Here is a 19,180-nt window from a genome sequence, read left to right on the forward strand (position 1 = left end):
GCGACTGTGGCTAGAGGGTTTGTGTGGCGCGGGAGCTTGCTCCCGCTGGGCTGCGAAGCAGCCCCAAAAGCAAGCTAGCGACCGCTTCGCGATCGAGTGGAACAAGCTCCCTCGCCACAAAAGCGCCTCGCCCTATAGCCCCATAAAGCACTCGCCGTAGGGATACAGCTCGTGCAACACCCGCCACCACCGATCACCTATCGCCCCAATAGCTGGAGTCCACCCAGACAACCCCCTAGAATCGCGGCACCTTTGAAGGAGATGATTGCATGCTGATGGTGATTTCCCCCGCCAAGACCCTCGATTACGAAACACCGCCGGCCACCGAACGCTTTACCCAACCGCAATACCTGGACCACTCCCAGGAACTGGTCGAGCAACTGCGTGAACTCTCTCCGGCACAGATCAGCGCGCTGATGCACGTCTCCGACAAGATCGGCGGCCTGAATGCCGCGCGGTTCGGCAGTTGGACGCCGGCGTTCACCCCGGACAATGCCAAACAGGCCCTGCTGGCCTTCAAGGGGGATGTGTACACCGGTCTTGATGCACAGAGCTTTGGTGAAGCCGATTTCGACTACGCGCAACAGCACCTGCGCATGCTCTCCGGCCTTTATGGCCTGCTGCGCCCGCTGGACCTGATGCAACCGTATCGCCTGGAAATGGGCACGAAGTTGGCCAACGCCCGGGGCAAGGACCTGTATGCCTTCTGGGGAACGCGCATCAGCGAATGGCTGAATGAAGCCCTGGCGGAACAAGGCGATGACGTGCTGTTGAACCTGGCCTCCAACGAGTACTTTTCGGCGGTCAAGCGCAGTGCACTGAAAGCGCGCATCATCGATACCGAGTTCAAGGACCTGAAAAACGGTCAGTACAAAATCATCAGCTTCTACGCCAAAAAAGCCCGGGGCTTGATGAGCCGGTTTGTCATTCAGGAGCGGATCAACGATCCCGCGGCGCTCAAACAATTCGATGTGCAGGGCTACCGCTTCAACGCAGAACAATCGAGCCCGGACAAGCTGATATTCCTGCGTGACCATGCCCCTGAATAAAGCATAACTATATAACCGCCCCCGCATCGGGGGCCTCGATCAAACTACAACTTGTCATCTATCTTCCCCTCCCTCTTCGCCGGTTCCATGGCGTCAACAAATCGTCCTACCCCTTCGCTAACTTTTCTTTCACTCGACACTCGTCAGTTTTTTGCGTAGTGGCACAAAAAATTTTCAACCGTAGTGGCACAAAAACATCTATCCCTCTTAACTCCCCATTAATAAAGGATGAAATGGCAAGTGCCATCATCTTGAGACCAGTGCCATCTTTGCAAATATTTCGAAAAATTTCGAAAATCGCGATGAGCGGATCGGAACTATGTGAAATTGCACGGCTCATACCACCCGTAACGATTCTCGCCGTGCGTGTAAGAGATGACTTACATAGGCCGTCGATCCAAGTAACCAAGTTGTCATGGCAATTTAGCGAAACGGTCGCCTATTTGGATCCATCTTATAAAGGACAGGAGATAACGCACCATTACTATCCCCTACAAGGCCAAGGCTGCGCCCCTATAACGTGCTCACCTGAGCACACAAGCTTCTGATTTTGTGGGCTTTTGCCAGGGATCAGAGGTGAGAGACTTTTTGCACGAGCGTTCTTGATCAACAGGGACTGGCTGCATAACAGGGCAGGTCATAACAACTAGGCCGCTTTGCGCACAACTTGAGTGCACTTATTTAGACACTCGGAACTTAGTATGCCTGCACACGGCACTGTGGCGCCTGCATTCCACACTTCCGAGTGCTCGATGACCGCTGAACACTATTAACTCCGGCCATTTAATGGCGTGAAAACAGAGGTAAATGCGATGCGCATTAGCATATTTGGTTTGGGTTACGTCGGTGCAGTATGTGCCGGTTGCCTGTCTGCACGGGGCCATGATGTAGTTGGCGTAGATGTCGCCAAAGACAAAATCGACATGATCAACGCCGGTAAATCTCCTATCGTTGAACCAGGTCTTGGCGAGCTGTTGGCACAAGGTATCGAAACAGGCCGCCTGCGCGGCACCACCAACTTCGCCGAAGCTATTCGCGATACTGACCTGTCGATGATTTGTGTCGGCACACCGAGTAAAAAGAACGGCGACCTGGAACTGAACTACATCGAAGCCGTGTGCCGCGAGATCGGTTTTGTCCTGCGCGACAAGACCACCCGTCACACCATCGTAGTTCGCAGCACCGTACTGCCGGGCACCGTGGCAAACGTGGTCATCCCGATCCTCGAAGACTGCTCCGGCAAGAAAGCCGGCGTTGATTTCGGTGTCGCGGTCAACCCTGAGTTCCTGCGCGAAAGCACCGCGATCAAAGACTACGATCAACCTCCGATGACCGTGATCGGCGAGTTCGACAAAGCCTCTGGCGACGTCCTGCAATCGCTGTACGAAGAACTCGATGCGCCGATCATTCGCAAGGACATCGCTGTCGCCGAGATGATCAAGTACACCTGCAACGTGTGGCACGCCACCAAGGTGACCTTCGCCAACGAAATCGGCAACATCGCCAAGGCAGTCGGCGTCGATGGCCGTGTGGTGATGGACGTGGTCTGCCAGGACAAGGCTTTGAACCTGTCCCAGTACTACATGCGCCCTGGCTTCGCCTTCGGCGGCTCGTGCCTGCCCAAGGACGTCCGCGCCCTGACCTACCGCGCCGGCTCCCTGGACGTGGAAGCGCCGCTGCTCAACTCGCTGATGCGTAGCAACGAATCCCAAGTGCAGAACGCTTTCGACATCGTTTCCAGCCATGACAAGCGCAAGGTCGCCCTGCTGGGCCTGAGCTTCAAGGCCGGCACCGACGACCTGCGTGAAAGCCCGCTGGTAGAACTGGCAGAAATGCTGATCGGCAAGGGTTTCGAACTGAAAATCTACGACAGCAACGTCGAATACGCCCGCGTCCACGGTGCGAACAAGGATTACATCGAGTCGAAGATCCCTCACGTCTCGTCCTTGCTCAACTCCGATTTCGACGCAGTGATCGATAGCTCCGACATCATCATCCTGGGCAACCGCGATGAGAAGTTCCGAGCACTGACCGAGAACGTACCGGAAGGCAAGCAGGTCATCGACCTGGTTGGCTTCATGTCCAAGGCCACCTCCGCGAGTGGCCGGACCGAAGGCATCTGCTGGTAAGTCTGTTTGCCGGTCGGGCTCAGGCCCGACCGGCCTTTCGCCTGCCTTAACCCATCGGGCCGCCCACAAGGCCCGCCCGAGAATAGAGACGGATGCAGATTATGCACAGGCTAAAGCACGGCCTGCTTCAGGCCGCCGGTTGGCTGTTTTACTTGAGTTTATTGATGGGCATCGCCACGGCGTTGCCTGCGTCCACGTTCGACTCCGAATCCAAGGACTTTATCTTCCTGATCGGCGCCGTGGGCATTTGGCGTTACTCCATGGGAGCGACGCATTTCGTGCGCGGCATGATCTTCCTGTACATCGTCTACCCACACCTGCGCCGCAAGGTTCGCAAGCTGGGCAACGCGGCGGATCCGTCCCACGTGTACCTGATGGTCACCAGCTTCCGGATCGACGCGCTCACCACCGCCCAGGTCTACAGCTCGGTGATCCGCGAAGCCATCGACTGCGGGCTGCCCACTACTGTGGTTTGCTCCATCGTGGAAATGTCCGACGAACTGTTGGTCAAGAGCCTCTGGGCCCGCATGAACCCACCAGAACGGGTCAAGCTGGACTTCGTACGCATCCCCGGCACTGGCAAGCGTGACGGCCTGGCCTTTGGTTTCCGCGCCATTTCCCGGCACTTGCCGGACGACCGTGCGGTGGTTGCCGTGATCGACGGTGACACCGTGCTCGCCGAAGGCGTGGTACGCAAGACCGTGCCGTGGTTCCAGCTGTTCGGCAACGTCGGCGGCCTGACCACCAACGAGTTCTGCGAAGTGCGCGGCGGCTACATCATGAGCGAATGGCACAAGCTGCGTTTCGCCCAGCGCCATATCAACATGTGCTCCATGGCCCTGTCCAAGCGCGTGCTGACCATGACCGGACGCATGTCGGTGTTTCGCGCCACTGTGGTGACGAACCCGGATTTCATCGCCGATGTGGAAAGCGACTCGCTGCAACACTGGCGCCTGGGTCGCTTCAAGTTTCTCACCGGTGATGACAAGTCGAGCTGGTTCAGCCTGATGCGCCTGGGCTACGACACCTTCTACGTGCCCGATGCGGCGATCAACACCGTCGAGCATCCGCCGGAAAAAAGCTTTATCAAGGCCAGTCGCAAACTGATGTTCCGCTGGTACGGCAACAACCTGCGGCAGAACTCCCGGGCCCTGGGCCTGGGCATGCGGCGTCTGGGCCTGTTTACCTCAGTGGTGCTGTTCGATCAGCGCGTGTCGATGTGGACCTCGCTGCTGGGCCTGACCGTGGCACTGATCGCCAGCTTCAAATACGGCACCGCGTTCATCCTGGTGTACCTGCTGTGGATCGGCATCACTCGGTTGATCCTGACCTTGCTGCTGTCGTGCTCCGGACACCGGATCGGCCCTGCCTACCCGGCGATTCTCTATTACAACCAGATCGTCGGCGCACTGGTGAAGATTTACGTGTTCTTCCGCCTCGACCAACAGTCCTGGACTCGCCAGCCCACCCATCTGACCCGTGATCTCGCCAGCTTTCAACGTTGGTTCAACACTTGGTCGTCTCGGACCATGACCTTCTCCGCCGGCAGCATTTTTGTCGCCGTGCTGCTGACGATGGTCTGACCGGACTTGAATGAATTAACTAGGAAATCGCCCCTATGAACACCGCCGTGAATGTCAACGTAGTGCATGAATCCGAAGCCCAGCGCCAACACGCCCGAGTGAAAATCCCGGCCAAGTTGCGTTTCTTCGGCCCCGACCGAACGCCGATGGAAGTCAAGGTCCTGGACCTGTCCGCCGGTGGCCTGTGCTTCAACGCCGGCCAGATGCCGCTCAAGGTCGGCGAGTCCTACAAGGGTCGCCTGCAGTTCGTGATCGACAACCTTGGCCTGGCCATGGACGTGGAACTGCAGATCCGCTCCTACGATCGCCAGACCGGCCGCACCGGTTGCCAGTTCCAGAACCTGGAACCTCGGGACATCTCGACACTGCGCCACATCATCACTTCGCACCTGGCCGGTGACATCGTCGGCGTCGGCGACGTGCTGGCGACCTTGCAGCGCGACAACTTCACCAAGGCGCGCAAGCAAAAGGACGAGAACGGTGGCATGAGCGCCCTCGCCCGCCTGCGGGCCGTGACCTTCAGCCTGGCGATCTTCCTCGTCGGCCTGGCAGCGTTCGGTTTCATCTTCAAGTCGGTGTACGGCATGTACTTCGTCAGCCACGCCCAGGCGGGCCTGGTGAACGTACCAGGCATGGCCATCACCATGCCGCGCGACGGCACCGTACAGAGCCTGGTCAAGGCTGACGGTGTGGCCGCCAAGGGCGCCCCATTGGCGACCTTCAGCACCAGCATGCTCGATGTGCTCAAAGGTCACCTGGACGACAACCAGCTGCAACCGGCCAAGGTCGAGGAACTGTTCGGCAAGCAAATGACCGGCACCCTGACCTCTCCGTGCGACTGCATCGTGGCTCAGCAACTGGTGTCCAACGGTCAGTACGCCAGCAAGGGCGACGTGATCTTCCAACTGGTTCCACGAGGCGCCGAAGCCAACGTCGAGGCGCGCTTCTCCTATCGCCAGTTCGGCGACGTGCGTCCAGGTACCCCGGTCAGCTTCCAGGTGGCCGGCGAAGACGCCATCCGCACCGGCAAGATCGTCAGCAGCACCAGCCTGAAAAGCGAAGACCTGTCCTCCGATATCCGTGTGCTGATCAAGCCTGACGAACCTCTGGACAGCTCCCTGTCCGGCCGTCCGGTAGAAGTCAACAGCGACCGTGGCCCGAACCTGAGCTGGCTGATCGCCAAAGCCATGGCCGTCGGTCTTTAAGTCGAGGATATGCCCGTGACCATTACAAAAATCCTGAACACGCCGCAGACCCTGTGGGAGCGAGCTCGCTCGCGAAACTCCCACACCGGGTTTGCGATGTGCGCACTGGCGCTGGCAGTCAGCCTCAGCGGCTGCGCCGGCTTGCCCGACCAGCGCCTGGCCAACGAAGCGCTCAAGCGCGGCGACACGGCGCTGGCGCAACAGAACTATCAGCAACTGGCAGACCTGGGCTATAGCGAAGCCCAGGTGGGCCTGGCCGATATCCAGGTGGACAGTCGTGATCCCGAGCAGATGAAAAAAGCCGAGGCGACTTACCGCGCCGCGGCCGATATTTCGCCACGTGCCCAGGCTCGCCTGGGTCGCCTGCTGGTGGCCAAGCCTGGTTCCACCGAAGCTGAAAAACACGAAGCCGAGGGCCTGTTGAAGAAGGCCTTCGCCAACGGTGAAAGCGGTACCCTCATCCCCCTGGCGATGCTGTACCTGCAATATCCCCACAGTTTCCCGAACGTCAATGCCCAGCAGCAGATCAGCCAATGGCGCAGCGCCGGTTACCCGGAAGCGGGCCTGGCGCAGATTCTGCTGTATCGCACCCAAGGCACTTACGACCAGCATCTGGATGAAGTGGAAAAGGTCTGCAAGGCTGCACTGGCCACCACCGATATCTGCTACGTCGAACTGGCCACGGTCTATCAGAAACGGGGTCAGCCAGACCAGCAGGCCGAGTTGCTCAAGCAGTTGCAGGCCGGCCACCGCACTGGCGTGGTATCCGCCCGGCGCGTAGACAGCGTCGCCCGGGTACTGGCCGACGCCAGCCTGGGCAAGACCGACGAGAAAACCGCCCAGTCGCTGCTCGAAGAAATCGCCCCGGCCTACCCCGCCGCCTGGGTCAGCCTGGCGCAACTGCTCTACGACTTCCCCGAGCTGGGCGACGTCGACAAGATGATGCAGTACCTGGAAAACGGTCGCGCAGCCGACCAGCCTCGTGCCGAACTGCTGTTGGGCAAGCTCTATTACGAAGGCAAGTGGGTACCGGCTGACGCCAAGGCTGCCGAGGCGCATTTCCAGAAGGCCGTCGACCGCGAAGTGGCCGCCGATTATTACCTTGGCCAGATCTATCGCCGCGGTTACCTGGGCCAGGTGTATTCGCAAAAAGCCCTGGACCACCTGCTCAAGGCCGCCCGCAACGGCCAGAACAGTGCCGACTTTGCCATTGCCCAGCTGTTCTCCCAGGGCAAGGGGACCAAGCCCAACCCGGTCAACGCCTATGTGTTCAGCCAGTTGGCCAAGGCGCAGAACACCCCGCAAGCGACTGAACTTGCCCAGACACTCGAAACACAATTACCGCCGGAACAACTTGCACAAGCCCAACGCCTGCTAAAACAAGAGCAGGCCATTCGCGGCGCCATGAGCCCCGATACGCTGGAACTGCAAGCCCTAAAAGAAGATGACGGCGAGGAACCTCTATGAAGCCTTTGAAGCTCAATCCTTTTGTTCAGGCCGGTATTGGCCTGTCGTTTGCCCTGTTGTGGTCCTGCCCCACCCTGGCGGCCCTGACCGATGACAAGAACTTTGGCCTGGAAGTGAAAATCACTGGCCAATCCGAAGACGACCGCGACCTCGGCACCCAGAGCGGTGGCGACGTCAACGGTATCGGCCTGGACCTGCGTCCTTGGGTCTACGGCGAAAGCGGCGCCTGGAGCGCCTACGCCATGGCCCAGGCCGTGACGTCTACCGACATCATCGAGACCGACACCCTGCAACAGTCCGATGACGCCACCCAACAGACTGACAGCGGCGACCGCGAAGCCAAGAAAAGCTACCTGGCGATGCGCGAATTCTGGATTGGCTACCGGGGGCTGACCCCTTACCCTGGCGAGCAGTTGAAGTTCGGTCGCCAGCGCCTGCGTAACGACGACGGCCAATGGCGCGACACCAACATCGAGGCTCTGAACTGGACCTTCGATACCACGCTATTGCGCGCCAACCTCGGCGTCGCCGAACGTTTCAGCGAATACCGCACCGATCTCAAGGAACTGTCCCCCAAGGACAAGGATCGCCTGCACGTCTACGGCGACGTGGGTTACCAATGGATGCCCGGCCAATGGGCCGGTATCCGTGCCCACCATTCCCATGACAATGGCAGCCTCGATTATCCGACCCCGGGCGAACCTACCGATACCCTGGACAAGACCCAGAACGGTGACATCTCCTGGCTGGGCCTGGAAGCCAATAGCGACGCCTATAACTGGCGCAACACGAACACCGTCAACTACTGGGCCAGCATCACCGGCATGAGCGGCGAGCGCGACACCGTCAACCCGCTCAACGCCGACGGCACGCGCCCGACAGAAGCCAAGCACAGCGATGACGTGGACGGCTGGGCCACTGACCTGGGTATTCGCCTGCGGCTCGACCCGCAATGGCAAGTCGGTGCGGCCTATGCCCGCGCCAGCGATGAGTACCAACAGAACGGCCTGCAGAGCAACCGCTCGAACTTCACCGGCACTCGCTCGCGGGTCCACCGTTTCGGCGAGGCTTTCCGCGGCGAAATGGCCAACACCCAGAGCGCCAGCCTGTTCGGCTCCTGGCAGCTGCGTGACGAATACGACGCCAGCCTTGTGTACCACAAGTTCTGGCGCGTGGACGGCAACAAGCCAGTGGGCAGCAACGGCATCAACGCCGTGGAGAACAACACCGACGACGTGACAGGCGCAATTCTGTCCACCTCGTCCCTGCCGCTGCGTGACGGTAACAAGGACCTGGGCCAGGAAGTCGATCTGGTAGTCACCAAGTACTTCAAACAAGGCCTGCTACCAGCCGCGCTGAGCCAGTCCATCGACGAGCCGTCGGCGCTGGTGCGTTTGCGTGGTGGGGTGTTCAAGCCAGGCGACGCCTACGGCAAAGAGGTCGATTCGTACATGCATCGCGCCTTTGTCGACGTGATCTGGCGCTTCTGATGCGAATGGCCATGGGAGTGCCCGATATGAACCGCTACCTCAGGAACAGCCAGGCGATGAAAGGTTCGATCAGCCTGTTGGTCGCAGCGATGCTGCTGGCCGGCTCGCCGGCGTTCGCCAACGTTGAACCGGTGGTCAAGCCGGGCAACGTGGTCAAAGGTCTGCAACAAGCCAAGACCTACACCGTCAGCACCGCACCGACCGCACCGCTGGAACTGGCCAAGCCGACCCTGCCCGACCTCTCCGGCTTCACCGCCGAAGCGGCCGAGAAGAAAATCGTGCGGACCAAGCCCGGCAAGATCAGTGTGCGCCGGATGATGCAGGAAAACGCCTTGAAGGACTTCATCGGCGGCGATAACAAGATGGCCGAGTGGGTCGTGCGTCAGCACGGCATCCCACAGGCCATCTTCCTCGACGATGGCTACATGAACCTCAAGGACTTGGCCAAGAAGGCGCCCAAGTACGTCATCGAATCTTCGCCAGGTGTCTACCTGGCGAAGATTCCGATCGTCGTCGGCCAGAAAGGCATCCTGGAAATCGACAAGCAAACCCAAGAACTGCGCCTGTCCCAGGAGGGCGGCGCGTTCCTGGTCAACGATGGCCAGATGTTCATTCGCGACACCAAGGTCACCGGCTGGCGCGAAAAGGACAATGGCCCCGCCACGTTCCGCTCGCCCAAGGAATTCCGGCCGTTCCTGCTGTCATGGGGCGGGACCGAGACCTACATCGTCAACACCAAGATGGCCAGCTTCGGCTACGCCAACAGTAAGTCGTACGGGGTGAGTATTTCCCAGTACACGCCGAACATGGCCAAGGTCCTCAAGCGCCCGGAACCGACCGGCTGGATCATCGGTTCCGAGTTCTCTGACATGTGGTACGGCTTCTACTGCTACGAGACCCGCGACTTTGTCGTCAAGAGCAACACCTACAAAGACAACATCGTCTACGGCATCGACCCCCACGACCGTTCCCATCGGCTGATCATCGCCGACAACACCGTCTACGGGACCAAGAAAAAGCACGGGATCATTATTTCCCGTGAGGTCAACGACAGCTTCATCATCAACAACAGAAGCTACGACAACAAACTCTCGGGCCTGGTGATCGACCGTAACAGCGTGAACAACCTGATCGCCTACAACGAGATCTACAAGAACCACACCGACGGCATCACGCTCTATGAGAGTGGTGACAACCTGTTGTGGGACAACAAAGTGATCAGCAACCGACGCCACGGGATCCGGATTCGTAACAGCGTGAACATCCGCCTTTACGAAAACGTGTCCATGGCCAACGGCCTGACTGGTATCTACGGCCACATCAAGGACCTGTCCGACACCGACCGGAACATCAAGCTCGACCCGTTCGACGCTCAAGTCTCGCTGATCGTGGTCGGCGGCGAATTGGCTGCCAACGGTAGCGGCCCGCTGTCCATCGACTCGCCCCTGAGCGTCGAACTGTACCGCGTGTCCATGCTCGCGCCGACCAAATCCAGCGGCATCAGCTTCACGGGAATCCTCGGCGATCGCCAGGATGAAATTCTCGACCTGCTGGTGCGCCAGCAGAAAGCCGTGCTGATCGACCCTGTCGAACGCCAGACCGAATTGCGGGACTGAGGATGACCTTTATGAACCCACAGATGATCAAACTTCTGGGCCTGTCCGCCCTGACTGCCGGCATTCTCGCCGCTACCAGCGGCGCGCGCGCCGACGAAATCAAGGCGCCGACCTTCACCGCCGAACCGTGCTGCAACCTGTGCCCTGCGGCCCATGATGCGAAGAACTACACCACGCGCTACCAGCAGAACTTCACTACGCTGGTGCAAGCCCAGGGCGACTGGCTGTTCCGGACCCAGGAAGACCTGCGTACCGAATTCAATACCACCCCGGCCGGCTACAAGCGCATGCAGCAGTTGCACGATGCGTTCAAGGAAAAAGGCATCGAGCTGGTACTCGTCTACCAGCCGACCCGTGGCCTGGTGAACCGCAACAAGCTCAACCCACAGGAAAAGGCCGCTTTCGACTACGAAAAGGCCCTGGGCAACTACAAGTCCATGCTCGGTCGTTTCGCCCAGATGGGTTATGTGGTGCCGGACCTGTCACCGCTGACCAACGAAAACCTGCCCGAGACCCTGCCGGCCCACGATTTCTATTTCCGTGGCGACCAGCACTGGACGCCGTACGGCGCCCAACGCACCGCCAAGATCGTCGCCGAGAAGGTCAAGCAGATCCCGGCCTTCGCCGACATCCCCAAGCGTGAGTTCGAGACCAAGAAGTCCGGCCGCATGGGCAAGACCGGCACCCTGCACAACATGGCCGGGCAACTGTGCGGTACCAGCTACGCGATCCAGTACATGGACCAGTTCACCACCGAGCCCAAAGGCGAGGCTGGCGACGGCGACCTGTTCGGCGATTCCGGCAACCCGCAGATCACTCTCGTGGGCACCAGCCACAGCGGCAAGAACTACAACTTCGCTGGGTTCCTGGAAGAAGCCATCGGCGCCGACATCCTCAACGTTGCCTTCCCTGGCGGCGGTCTGGAAGGCGCGATGATCCAGTACCTGGGCAGTGAGGAATTCCAGAAGAATCCACCGAAGATCCTGATCTGGGAATTCTCGCCGCTGTATCGCCTGGACCAGGAAACCATCTATCGCCAGATGATGGCGCTGCTGGACAACAACGGTTGCGAAGGCAAGCCGGCACAAATGAGCAGCAAGACTGCCCTCAAGCCTGGCAAGAACGAATTGATGGTCAATAGCAAGAATATGGACCTGCGTAACGGCAGTCACCAGATCGACATCCGCTTCGCCGATACGTCGGTGAAAACCTTGCAAGCCACCCTCTGGTACATGAATGGGCGCCACGAGGATATCAAGATCGAGAAACCGGATACCTCCGACACCGACGGACGTTTCGCCTTCCAATTGCGCACCGACGAGGACTGGGCTTCGCAGAACCTGCTGGCTATCGAAGTCCAGGGGCCTGAAGCCGGTAAGGAGCCACTGCAAGTCGAGGCGAAAGTCTGCAAACGCAACGTATCTCCGCAAGCCGAACAAACGGCTCAAATCGGACAATGAGGTCTCGTCTCATGACTAGAACCATGCGCACCCGAACGTTGAAAACGCTGCTGGCGCCGTCCCTGCTGACCCTGGCGATATTCGCCGGGGCCACGCAGGCGGCAGCCCCGCTGCGCCCGCCACAGGGTTACTTCGCACCGATCGAAAAGATCAAGACGGGCGACGCAGCCCAAGGCTGCGACGCGACACCGACGCCCTATACCGGCTCCTTGCAGTTTCGCAGCAAGTACGAGGGCTCCGACAAGGCCCGTGCGACCCTGAACGTGCAGTCGGAAAAAGCCTTCCGTGACAGCACCGCCGACATCACCAAGATCGAGCGCGGCGTCAGCAAGCAAGTGATGCAATTCATGCGGGACGGTCGCCCCGAGCAACTGGAATGCACCCTGAACTGGCTGACTGCCTGGGCCAAGGCCGACGCGTTGATGTCCAAGGACTTCAACCACACCGGCAAGTCCATGCGCAAATGGGCCTTGGGCAGCATGGCTTCGGCCTATGTACGCTTGAAGTTCTCCGACTCTCACCCACTGGCCAACCACCCGGAACAGGCGCAACTGATCGAAAGCTGGTTCAGCCGGATGGCCGATCAGGTGGTCAGCGACTGGGACAACCTGCCACTGGACAAGACCAACAACCATTCCTACTGGGCCGCCTGGTCGGTAATGGCCACCTCCGTGGCAACCAACCGCCGCGACCTGTTCGACTGGGCCGTCAAGGAATACAAGGTCGGCGTCAATCAGATCGACTCCGAAGGCTTCTTGCCCAACGAGCTCAAGCGCAAGCAACGGGCGCTGTCCTACCACAACTACGCCTTGCCGCCGCTGGCGATGATCGCCAGTTTTGCCCAGGTCAACGGTGTGGACCTGCGCCAGGAAAACAACGGCGCGCTCAAGCGCCTGGGTGACCGCGTACTGGCCGGCGTCAAGGATCCGGACATCTTCGAAGAGAAGAACGGCGACGAACAGGAAATGAAGGATCTGAAGATCGATTCGAAATTCGCCTGGCTCGAACCGTTCTGCAGCCTCTACACCTGCTCCGAAGACGTGCTGGAACGCAAGCATGAAATGCAACCGTTCAAGACTTTCCGCCTCGGCGGGGACTTGACCAAGGTGTATGACCCTTCGCATGAGAAAGGCGAAAAAGGAAGCTGATGCCGTATCCCTGCCTGGCAGGGAACCTTGTGGGAGCGAGCTTGCTCGAGATTGCGGTCTGACATTCACCATGGATGTCGATTGACACTCCGTCATCGCGAACAAGCTTGCTCCCACAGGGAATGTGGTCTGTTTCGAATGTAATGAAGCCCCCCGGTTTTCATGGGGGGGTTTGGGGGGGCTCTGGCCCTTGACTGTTGATTCAACATGGAGAGATCGGGATGGTATTTTCATCCAACGTGTTCCTGTTCCTGTTCTTGCCGATCTTTCTCGGCTTGTACTACTTGAGCGGGCAACGCTATCGCAACCTGCTGCTGCTGGTCGCCAGTTATGTGTTCTATGCCTGGTGGCGGGTGGACTTCCTGTTGCTGTTCGCCGGCGTGACCCTGTGGAACTACTGGATCGGCCTGAAAGTCGGTGCCGCTGGCGTGCGCACCAAACCGGCCCAGCGCTGGTTGTTGCTCGGCGTGGCGGTAGACTTGTGCATCCTGGGCTACTTCAAGTACGCCAACTTCGGCGTGGACAGCCTCAACGCGATCATGACCAGCTTCGGTCTCGAGCCGTTCATCCTGACCCACGTGCTGTTGCCGATCGGGATCTCGTTCTACATTTTCGAGTCCATCAGCTACATCATCGACGTCTATCGCGGTGACACCCCGGCGACCCACAACCTGATCGACTTCGCAGCGTTCGTGGCGATCTTTCCGCACCTGATCGCCGGCCCCGTGTTGCGCTTTCGCGACCTGGCCGATCAGTTCAACAACCGTACCCACACCCTGGACAAGTTCTCCGAAGGCTGCACGCGCTTCATGCAGGGTTTCATCAAGAAAGTGTTCATCGCCGACACCCTGGCGGTGGTGGCCGACCATTGCTTCGCCCTGCAGAACCCGACCACCGGCGATGCCTGGCTCGGTGCCCTGGCCTACACCGCACAGCTGTACTTCGACTTCTCCGGCTACAGCGACATGGCCATCGGCCTGGGCCTGATGATGGGTTTCCGCTTCATGGAAAACTTCAAGCAGCCTTACATCAGCCAGTCGATCACCGAGTTCTGGCGGCGCTGGCACATCAGCCTGTCCACCTGGCTGCGCGATTACCTCTACATCACCCTGGGCGGTAACCGCAAAGGCACGTTGATGACCTATCGCAACCTGTTCCTGACCATGCTGCTCGGTGGCCTGTGGCACGGTGCGAACATCACCTACGTGATCTGGGGCGCCTGGCACGGTATCTGGCTGGCCATTGAAAAAGCCGTGGGCATCAACACCTCGCCACGCAGCATCAACCCGATCCGCTGGGCATTGACCTTCCTGCTGGTGGTCATGGGCTGGGTGATCTTCCGCTCCGAGAACCTGCACGTGGCCGGTCGCATGTACGGCGCCATGTTCAGCTTTGGCGACTGGTCGCTGTCGGAACTGACCCGCGCCAACCTGACCGGCCTGCAAATCGCCACGCTGGTGGTGGCCTACATCACCCTCGCCTTCTTCGGCCTGCGGGACTTCTACACCAACCGTCCGCCGGTCAAGACCAAGCCTGAGGTCAATACCGAAGCCAATGGCCCGGCCACGGCCCAACCGGGGCTGATCAAAGCGGTACCGGGTGACAACCCGTCGGCTATCCACGAACCAGGCTACACCGTGGGTGTCGAAGCCCAGGTGCAACCGGCCTACTGGACCGCGGACTGGTCACGCTACGCGATGCGCGCCCTGGTGCTGCTGTTGTTCATCGCCTCGATTCTCAAACTCTCGGCGCAAAGCTTCTCGCCGTTCCTTTACTTCCAGTTCTGAGGGATCTGAACATGACCCGCTCATTACGCATCTTTTACATCGCATTGTTCCTGCTGCTGCTGACAGCACTGGGCCTGTGGTCGATGCGCAGCTTCTTCGGCTTCAGCACCAACCCTGACGCAACCGTACTCAACGGGCGCTGGGCCAAGGCCGTGGAAACGCACTACGACGACGAGTTCCCGATCAAGCGCCTGGGCACCAATATCTGGGCGGCACTGGACTACAAGCTGTTCAACGAAGGCCGCAAAGGCGTGGTCCTGGGCCGCGACCAGTGGCTGTACAGCGACGAGGAGTTCAACCCGATCGTCAATGAAGAGCTGAACCTGCAAGGCAACTACGCGCTGGTCGAAGGCGTGCGCCAGAAGCTCAAGGAACAAGGCATCACCCTGGTGATGGCGATCGTGCCGGCCAAGGCGCGCTTGTATCCGGAGCACATGGGTGAAGTGAAGCCATCGAGCATTCACGCCAACCTGTACCAGGATTTCCACGCTCGCGTGGCGGCAGACAAGATCCTCGCCCCTGACCTGCTCGGCCCGCTGCAAGAGGCCAAGCAAAACGGCCAGCAAGTGTTCCTGCGCACCGACACCCACTGGACCCCGGAAGGCGCGCAAGTGGCCGCCGAGAACCTGGCCAAGGCGATTGCCGAGAAGGCGCCACTCAACGGTGAGCCGCAACGTTTCGTCACGGAGCCCGCGGAGAAAATCACCCACAAGGGCGACCTGCGCCAGTTCCTGCCCCTGGACCCATTGTTCGAAAACCTGATGCCAGCCCAGGAGCCGCTGGTCAAGCGCAACACCCGCGAAGCCGACGACCAGCCGGCCGGCGATGACGCGCTGTTCGCTGACACCCAGGTGCCCGTGGCCCTGATCGGCACCAGCTACAGCGCCAACCCGACCTGGAACTTCGTCGGTGCACTCAAGCAAGCCCTGCACAGCGACGTCGTGAACTACGCCGAAGACGGCCATGGCCCGATTCTGCCGATGCTCAGCTACCTCAAAAGTGACGCCTTCAAGAACAGCCCGCCACAGGTGCTGATCTGGGAGTTTCCTGAACGTTATCTGCCCGTGAACAACGAAATCGGTGACGCCGACCCACAGTGGGTCGCAGAACTCAAACAAGCCGGCGCTCGTCAACAGAACGTCGCAGCTAACACTCAATCCGAGACGCCCGACCGGGCGCAAAACTGAAAGAGAGGTCCACCATGACTTTCAACACTACTCCTCGCCGTCTCGCTGCTCGCTCCTTCAAGGCCCTTGCCCTCGTCGCCAGCATGAGCGCCCTTTCACTGTCCGCCTTTGCAGGTGATTCGGCCCTGTATGGCCCAGTCGCACCAAAAGGTTCGAGCTTCGTACGTGTCTACAACGCCAGCAACGCCGAAGTCAGCGCCACCGTTGGCAGCACCAACATCAGCGACGTAGCCCCCTTGGCCAGCAGCGACTTCAGCTTCATGCCCGGTGGTGACTACAGCGCCAAGGTCGGCAGCCAGACCGTGCCGGTGAAACTGGCTTCCGATCACTACTACACCCTGGTCAACAACGTCAGCGGCCAACCTCAACTGATCGAAGAGCCGCCGTTCAAAAACAAGCAGAAGTCCCTGGTACGCGTGCAGAATCTCACCGACAAGGCACTGACCCTCAAGACTGCCGATGGCAAGACCGAAGTGGTGCCGAACGTAGCGGCCAAAGGCCGTGGCGAGCGTGAAATCAACCCGGTGAAAGTGACCCTGGCTTTGTTCGAAGGCGACAAGAAAGTCGGCGAGCTCAAGCCCGTAGCCCTGGAGCGCGGCGAAGCGGCCGTACTGTACGTCACAGGCAGTGGCAGCAGCCTGTCGCCAGTGTGGGTGAAACGCCCGGTATCGACCCGCTGATGAGTTTTCCTGACTGACGCTTTCCTCCTGTGGGAGCGCGGCGTCATTCGGGCACGGAACAACAACAAGAGAGTGAAACGACAGAACGCAGTAGCTCTAAAACCATTTCGATTTGTAGGAGTAACAAACATGATTCCGGTGATCTTGTCAGGTGGTAGCGGCTCACGTCTTTGGCCGCTTTCGCGCAAGCAATTCCCTAAACAGTTCCTGGCCCTGACCGGCGAACACACCCTGTTCCAACAGACCCTCGAGCGCCTGGTGTTCGAAGGCATGGACACGCCGATCGTGGTCTGCAACAAAGACCACCGGTTCATCGTCAACGAGCAACTGAGCAACCGCAAACTGGAAGCCCAGCGCATCCTGATGGAACCGTTCGGCCGCAACACCGCACCGGCGGTGGCGCTGACCGCGATGATGCTGGTCAATGAAGGTCGCGACGAACTGATGCTGGTGCTGCCGGCCGACCACGTGATCGAAGACCAGAAAGCCCTGCAACGTGCCCTGGCCCTGGCCACCGTGGCCGCCGAGCGTGGCGAAATGGTGCTGTTCGGCGTACCGGCCACCAAACCGGAAACCGGCTACGGCTACATCAAGTCGACCAACGATGCGCTACTGCCTGAAGGCGTGAGCCGCGTCTCGCACTTCGTCGAAAAACCCGACGTCAAGCGCGCCACCGAGTTCGTCGACGCCGGCGGTTATTTCTGGAACAGCGGCATGTTCCTGTTCCGCGCCAGCCGTTTCCTCGAAGAGTTGAAAAAGCATGATCCGGACATCTACGACACCTGCCTGCTGACCCTGGAGCGCAGTGAGCAGACCGCAGACACCATCACCTTCGACGAAGCCACCTTCGCCTGCTGCCCGGACAACTCCATCGACTACGCCGTGATGGAAAAAACCCAGCGCGCCTGCGTGGTACCACTGTCGGCGGGCTGGAGCGACGTCGGTTGCTGGGCGTCGCTGTGGGAAGTCAATGAAAAAGACACCAACGGCAACGTCACCAAGGGCGATGTGGTGGTCCAGGACAGCCGCAACTGCATGATCCATGGCAACGGCAAACTGGTGTCGGTGATCGGCCTGGACAACATCGTGGTGGTCGAAACCAAGGACGCCATGATGATCGCCCACAAGGACAAGGTCCAAGGCGTCAAGCAGATGGTCAACACCCTTAACGCACAGGGCCGTACCGAGACCCAGAACCACTGCGAAGTCTATCGCCCATGGGGTTCCTATGATTCGGTGGACATGGGCGGTCGCTTCCAGGTCAAGCACATCTCGGTCAAGCCGGGCGCGTGCCTGTCACTGCAGATGCACCACCACCGCGCCGAACACTGGATCGTGGTCAGCGGCACCGCCGAAGTGACCTGCGACGAGAACGTGTTCCTGCTCTGCGAAAACCAGTCGACCTACATCCCGATCGCGTCGGTCCACCGCTTGCGCAACCCGGGCAAGATCCCGCTGGAAATCATCGAAGTGCAGTCCGGCAGCTACCTGGGCGAAGACGACATCGAACGTTTCGAAGACATCTACGGTCGCTCCACCCCGGTTGAGCGCGGCGTCTCGGTGAAAACCATCGCGCAGTAAACCTTCGCAAAAGAGAAGCCCCCGTCCAGCCCACTGCGTCCCCTATCCGCAGTGGGTTGGGTGGGGGCTTTTATCAAACAAGTGCAGACTTCACTGATCCCAACTCATGGTCCGAACGCGTACAACTCCGCCACCAAGAGACTCTCCGCTAAAAAGATCTTCAGCTAGCAAAGCCACCTCCAGTTCATGATCAATATTCAGTGGCGCATAATAAACCCCGTTCCAATCAACGGAACCCAAATTATCTGGCTCTGGCGGTAGGCCGACATAATGCACAGACCACTTCGCAACAACGGGAAGGCCATTCTGCTTTCTAATTGAAAGCTGTACCGTTCCGCCAGGAGTAATATTCGTGGATTGAGAGTCTACAACCGAGAAACCACTACGCTCTTCCTGATTGGATGTGTGTTCCTGACTAAGGATCGAAAGCATATGAACCAGTTCCACAAAAACTTCAGTGGCAATACTTTGATCCTTGGCCATAGCCCTGACCATAAAGGGTAAAGTACGATTATAAGACCCAGCCTCGGGAGCTCTATACACCCCATCGGGCCCAATCGTACCGATATTCCCTGCCATCATTGGGATCAACGACCAAGTTACATCAACGGGTTCGTGTCTATTATCTAGTGCCTTAAAGTTGACCTTTGTCCCAGCGTAAACGACCATAGGTAAAGAAGCGATGGATAAAGAATTTTCACTTTCGGAAACTTTAAACTTACTGCCTGTTGAGCCGCTCATATTTTTTCCTCTATTTAGTTACTGCACACTCTCAGCCCCACCACAGCATTTGCCTTC

At 59.2% G+C, this 19,180-nt stretch carries 14 protein-coding genes; 13 read left to right on the plus strand and 1 reads right to left on the minus strand.

What is annotated here, in order from left to right; genetic code table 11:
* The first annotated feature begins 269 nt into the window (after positions 1-269).
* The 13 genes from yaaA (at position 270) to J9870_RS23970 (ending at position 18,382) form a co-directional block, all read left to right on the plus strand.
* Complete coding sequence (gene yaaA, locus J9870_RS23910; protein WP_210640694.1) at positions 270-1,049, plus strand: peroxide stress protein YaaA; 780 nt, start codon at positions 270-272, stop codon at positions 1,047-1,049.
* 812 nt (positions 1,050-1,861) lie between these two features.
* The gene (locus tag J9870_RS23915; RefSeq protein WP_210640696.1) at positions 1,862-3,178 is read left to right on the plus strand and encodes a nucleotide sugar dehydrogenase; all 1,317 of its coding nucleotides are present in this window, start codon (positions 1,862-1,864) and stop codon (positions 3,176-3,178) included.
* A 98-nt stretch (positions 3,179-3,276) separates the two neighbouring features.
* Positions 3,277-4,761: a mannuronan synthase gene (gene alg8 / locus J9870_RS23920; protein WP_210645399.1), complete on the plus strand. Its 1,485-nt coding sequence runs from the start codon at positions 3,277-3,279 to the stop codon at positions 4,759-4,761.
* 35 nt (positions 4,762-4,796) lie between these two features.
* A complete protein-coding gene (locus J9870_RS23925) occupies positions 4,797-5,966 on the plus strand; it encodes an alginate biosynthesis protein Alg44 (protein ID WP_210640698.1) in 1,170 nt (389 codons plus the stop codon).
* Between the two features lie 9 nt (positions 5,967-5,975).
* Positions 5,976-7,433 (plus strand): alginate biosynthesis TPR repeat lipoprotein AlgK, encoded by a 1,458-nt coding sequence (algK, locus tag J9870_RS23930; protein ID WP_210640703.1) that lies wholly within the window; start codon positions 5,976-5,978, stop codon positions 7,431-7,433.
* A gap of 5 nt (positions 7,434-7,438) precedes the next feature.
* Entirely contained in the window at positions 7,439-8,923 is a 1,485-nt protein-coding gene (locus tag J9870_RS23935) for an alginate export family protein (RefSeq protein WP_281728985.1), read from the plus strand.
* Between the two features lie 26 nt (positions 8,924-8,949).
* Positions 8,950-10,539: a mannuronan 5-epimerase AlgG gene (gene algG, locus J9870_RS23940; protein WP_210640707.1), complete on the plus strand. Its 1,590-nt coding sequence runs from the start codon at positions 8,950-8,952 to the stop codon at positions 10,537-10,539.
* 11 nt (positions 10,540-10,550) lie between these two features.
* Positions 10,551-11,999 (plus strand): alginate O-acetyltransferase, encoded by a 1,449-nt coding sequence (locus tag J9870_RS23945; RefSeq protein WP_210640709.1) that lies wholly within the window; start codon positions 10,551-10,553, stop codon positions 11,997-11,999.
* A gap of 23 nt (positions 12,000-12,022) precedes the next feature.
* On the plus strand, positions 12,023-13,147 hold the full coding sequence (locus tag J9870_RS23950; RefSeq protein ID WP_210645401.1) for a mannuronate-specific alginate lyase: 1,125 nt from the start codon (positions 12,023-12,025) through the stop codon (positions 13,145-13,147).
* A gap of 221 nt (positions 13,148-13,368) precedes the next feature.
* Positions 13,369-14,934, plus strand: a complete 1,566-nt coding sequence (locus J9870_RS23955) for an MBOAT family protein (RefSeq protein ID WP_210640711.1) — start codon at positions 13,369-13,371, stop codon at positions 14,932-14,934.
* Positions 14,935-14,945: 11 nt separating this feature from the next.
* On the plus strand, positions 14,946-16,121 hold the full coding sequence (locus J9870_RS23960; RefSeq protein WP_210640712.1) for an alginate O-acetyltransferase: 1,176 nt from the start codon (positions 14,946-14,948) through the stop codon (positions 16,119-16,121).
* A 14-nt stretch (positions 16,122-16,135) separates the two neighbouring features.
* Positions 16,136-16,801, plus strand: a complete 666-nt coding sequence (locus tag J9870_RS23965) for an alginate O-acetyltransferase AlgF (RefSeq protein ID WP_210640714.1) — start codon at positions 16,136-16,138, stop codon at positions 16,799-16,801.
* Positions 16,802-16,930: 129 nt separating this feature from the next.
* Positions 16,931-18,382 carry a mannose-1-phosphate guanylyltransferase/mannose-6-phosphate isomerase gene (locus J9870_RS23970; RefSeq protein WP_210640716.1) on the plus strand — a complete coding sequence of 484 codons (1,452 nt, stop codon included), beginning with the start codon at positions 16,931-16,933 and terminating at the stop codon, positions 18,380-18,382.
* Positions 18,383-18,472: 90 nt separating this feature from the next.
* On the opposite strand, the gene J9870_RS23975 is transcribed toward J9870_RS23970, so the two are convergent.
* The gene (locus J9870_RS23975; protein WP_210640718.1) at positions 18,473-19,123 is read right to left on the minus strand and encodes a hypothetical protein; all 651 of its coding nucleotides are present in this window, start codon (positions 19,121-19,123) and stop codon (positions 18,473-18,475) included.
* Positions 19,124-19,180 lie beyond the last annotated feature (57 nt).

The organism is Pseudomonas sp. Tri1 (genome assembly GCF_017968885.1).
GTDB lineage: Bacteria > Pseudomonadota > Gammaproteobacteria > Pseudomonadales > Pseudomonadaceae > Aquipseudomonas.

What these genes read in the sequence shown, in the direction of transcription:
- algG (WP_210640707.1), top strand. Translation starts at nt 8,950, where the DNA reads ATGAACCGCTACCTCAGGAACAGCCAGGCGATGAAAGGTTCGATCAGC.
- algK (WP_210640703.1), top strand. Translation starts at nt 5,976, where the DNA reads ATGCCCGTGACCATTACAAAAATCCTGAACACGCCGCAGACCCTGTGG.
- J9870_RS23925 (WP_210640698.1), top strand. Translation starts at nt 4,797, where the DNA reads ATGAACACCGCCGTGAATGTCAACGTAGTGCATGAATCCGAAGCCCAG.
- J9870_RS23965 (WP_210640714.1), top strand. Translation starts at nt 16,136, where the DNA reads ATGACTTTCAACACTACTCCTCGCCGTCTCGCTGCTCGCTCCTTCAAG.
- yaaA (WP_210640694.1), top strand. Translation starts at nt 270, where the DNA reads ATGCTGATGGTGATTTCCCCCGCCAAGACCCTCGATTACGAAACACCG.
- J9870_RS23975 (WP_210640718.1), bottom strand. Translation starts at nt 19,123, where the DNA reads ATGAGCGGCTCAACAGGCAGTAAGTTTAAAGTTTCCGAAAGTGAAAAT.
- J9870_RS23955 (WP_210640711.1), top strand. Translation starts at nt 13,369, where the DNA reads ATGGTATTTTCATCCAACGTGTTCCTGTTCCTGTTCTTGCCGATCTTT.
- J9870_RS23960 (WP_210640712.1), top strand. Translation starts at nt 14,946, where the DNA reads ATGACCCGCTCATTACGCATCTTTTACATCGCATTGTTCCTGCTGCTG.
- J9870_RS23970 (WP_210640716.1), top strand. Translation starts at nt 16,931, where the DNA reads ATGATTCCGGTGATCTTGTCAGGTGGTAGCGGCTCACGTCTTTGGCCG.
- J9870_RS23945 (WP_210640709.1), top strand. Translation starts at nt 10,551, where the DNA reads ATGAACCCACAGATGATCAAACTTCTGGGCCTGTCCGCCCTGACTGCC.
- J9870_RS23950 (WP_210645401.1), top strand. Translation starts at nt 12,023, where the DNA reads ATGCGCACCCGAACGTTGAAAACGCTGCTGGCGCCGTCCCTGCTGACC.
- J9870_RS23915 (WP_210640696.1), top strand. Translation starts at nt 1,862, where the DNA reads ATGCGCATTAGCATATTTGGTTTGGGTTACGTCGGTGCAGTATGTGCC.